This is a genomic window from Candidatus Saccharimonadia bacterium, assembly GCA_035544015.1.
Classification (GTDB): Bacteria; Patescibacteriota; Saccharimonadia; order UBA4664; family UBA4664; genus UBA5169.
The window spans coordinates 1-2731 of record DATKIP010000023.1; the positions used below are offsets into that span (position 1 = coordinate 1).

The 2731-nt window shown below is 60.6% G+C and carries 4 protein-coding genes; all 4 read left to right on the forward strand.

Features of this window, described 5'->3' with window-relative positions:
• On the forward strand, positions 1 to 202 hold a 202-nt coding region (locus VMT30_02085), incomplete at its 5' end, for a DsbA family protein (protein HVQ43732.1).
• Between the two features lie 109 nt (positions 203 to 311).
• Positions 312 to 2006, forward strand: a complete 1695-nt coding sequence (locus tag VMT30_02090; GenBank protein ID HVQ43733.1) for an IS1634 family transposase — start codon at positions 312 to 314, stop codon at positions 2004 to 2006.
• 10 nt (positions 2007 to 2016) lie between these two features.
• Complete coding sequence (locus VMT30_02095; GenBank protein ID HVQ43734.1) at positions 2017 to 2277, forward strand: hypothetical protein; 261 nt, start codon at positions 2017 to 2019, stop codon at positions 2275 to 2277.
• Positions 2278 to 2446: 169 nt separating this feature from the next.
• Positions 2447 to 2710, forward strand: a complete 264-nt coding sequence (locus tag VMT30_02100; GenBank protein HVQ43735.1) for a hypothetical protein — start codon at positions 2447 to 2449, stop codon at positions 2708 to 2710.
• Positions 2711 to 2731 lie beyond the last annotated feature (21 nt).

The window sequence follows — 2731 nt, forward strand, 5'->3', positions numbered from 1 at the left end:
GGTTCAGCGAGTCGAAGTGGTCGAGTATACTGACGCCATATGCTCATGGGCATGGGGGTCCGAACCGAAGCTGCGGCTGCTCCGCTGGCGCTACGAGGGCCGTTGCGACTGGCGGCTGGTGATGGGCGGCCTGGTCGGCGATCGCACGAAAACCCCCGGATGGGATCCGGTGGCTCACATTCCGCACCCCCTCGGATACTGACCCACGCATTTTCCAGGGTGCGCATTTTTAGCACAGCAGTGCCCCGCAGTGTTATGTTTTCGTCGTATGAGAGGAGATGAACCGAGCGCCTTCCCCCCTGGAGAGTGATATGGGTCTCATTCTACCACCAAAGATCGAAGTATACCAAGTCCAACATCTGCCCATCGTGAAGGCCTATGCTGACAAGATTGGCTTGGTAGAGGTGATCAACCAGTTGGTGTCAACCGAGATGGCCATCGATCCAGGGACCATTGTGCTTGGCATGATCCTCGATACCTTGAGTGGACGCAGTCCGCTGTACCGCTTGGAGGAGGTCTTTGCCCAGCAAGACACGGCACTGCTTTTGGGCAAGGCCGTCGCGCCGGAGGCCTTTAATGACGACACAGTCGGGCGTGTCCTCGATCGCCTCTACGAGATCGGCACGATGAAGCTCTTCACCGCCTGCGCTGTGCGTGCCGATCAGGTGTTTGGGTTGGACAAGCGGTACGTGCACTTTGATACGACGTCGGTCAGCGTCTATGGGGAGTATCTACCGCCTGCAGACCCACAAGACCAGCAGAAGCAGGCGGTGCCCTTTACGATTACGCATGGCGATAGCAAGGCCAAGCGGCCGGATCTGAAGCAGTTCGTCTTCTCGACCCTGTGTGTGGAGCGTGCCGTACCCATCTGGGGCAAACCGCACGATGGCCATGCCTCGGATAAAACCGTGAACAACACCCTCTTGTCGAACATCGCGACGTTCCTGGCGCAGCATGGGGTGGCGCCAGGAGCCTACATCTACGTGGCCGATGCGGCGCTGGTGACGGAGGCGAATCTGACGGCGCTCGGCGACACCTTGTTCATCAGCCGCTTACCAGCCACCTATAACGAATGCGGACGTCTCATCGCCGAGGCCGTGGCACACAACACGTGGGAAGAGCTCGGGGTCATCGCCCACACGCAGCCGACGCAGCACCGTCCTGCTACTTCCTATAAAGCCTATGAAAGCGAGGTCACGCTCTACGGGACCCCCTATCGGGCGGTGGTCCTCCACTCCAGCGCGCAGGACAAACGGCGGGAGAAGCGGCTGGAACGTGCGCTCCAGGCGTCGTATAGTACCCTGCAGGCTACCGCGCGCACCGCAGAGCAGCAGGCGTATTTCTGCCGCGCCGATGCGGAAGCCGCGGCGGCGCAGTGGCGCGCCGTGCACACGGCCTATCATCTCCTCGATGTCGCCGTGGAGGAACGGCCCCAGTATGGCCGGGGCCGGCCAAGCACCACCAAGCCGCGCGCCGTCAAAGTCATGCGGTATGGGCTCAAGGCTACCGTCAGCGCCCAGAGCGAGCGCATTGCCCGCATGTATGAAGAGGCGGGCTGCTTCGTGCTGCTCACCAATGTGCCGACCGCGGGGGACCTCGCCCATAGCGCTCGAGATGTCCTCACCGTCTACAAAGAGCAACACGGTACGGAGCAGAACTACGGGTTTCTCAAAGATCCGGTCATTGTCAATAGTTTGTACCTCAAGAAGCCGGAACGCATCGAGGTCTTGGGCCTCGTGTGCTTATTGGCGCTACTGATCTGGCGCTTGATGGAACGGACGATGCGGACGTATGTCGACACCACCAGCATTCCCTTGCCGGGTTGGGACAAGAAAGCGACGGAGCGGCCGACCTCCTTCATGATGGTCACGAAATTTGCGGGGGTGACCGTCGTGAAGCTCGGGCACCAACGCCAGCTCGCCCGGCCGCTCTCGGCGGTCCAACAGCAGTATCTGACGGCCCTCGATGTTCCTACCTCCTGTTTCACGGGCCCTCAGAGTGGATAAGGGAAAGGGGATGCCTACAGCACGCCTCTCACAGCTGCAGAAGCGTATCCTGCGCTGGCTGGTCGCCGATCACCAGCGGACGAAAGGCATAATCACGAGCAGCCACGAGGAGCTGGTCCGTGCTCTCCAGCGGGACAAGGGCAATGTCAGCCATAGCCTCCACACCTTGGAAGTGCGGGGCTGGATCGTCATTGGTCGCTCGTCTGGTGGGAAAGCCGAATCCCTGATGCTCACCCCGGAGGGTCAGCAATGGGCCTCCCAGTTTGCATGAAGTTGTGATTAATGAACAAATGACCTAGAAACAAGAGGTTGTAGTGCATGAAATAGTCCACGCATAGCTCACCCTCTCCTCCTGCAGGAGGCTCCGCCAAAATGCCTCGGAACTGTGAAAAAGGGTGCGGAATGTGAGCTTGACGGTGCGAGACGGTGAAAAAGGGCCAGTGGCCATCGAGAGGGTCAAACGCCGGATGCAGACGCGCATCGAGCGCAAACGCACGGGACCCGAGGAGTGGCTGGTGGTCACCCGGCGGCCCCTCACGGAGGACCGCACGTTGGAGCCCCGTGCCTCGCGGGATGCCACCGATCAGGACGCCCGCTATCGCTATCATTACTCCCTAAGTCCGACGTGTGTGTCCGAAGGCGGAGCTGGAAGAGCCGTCACTGGCGGAGCTGGCACGGGTCATCAAGGCGGGCGCCTGCATTGAAGCGAGCTTCAAACGAGGCAA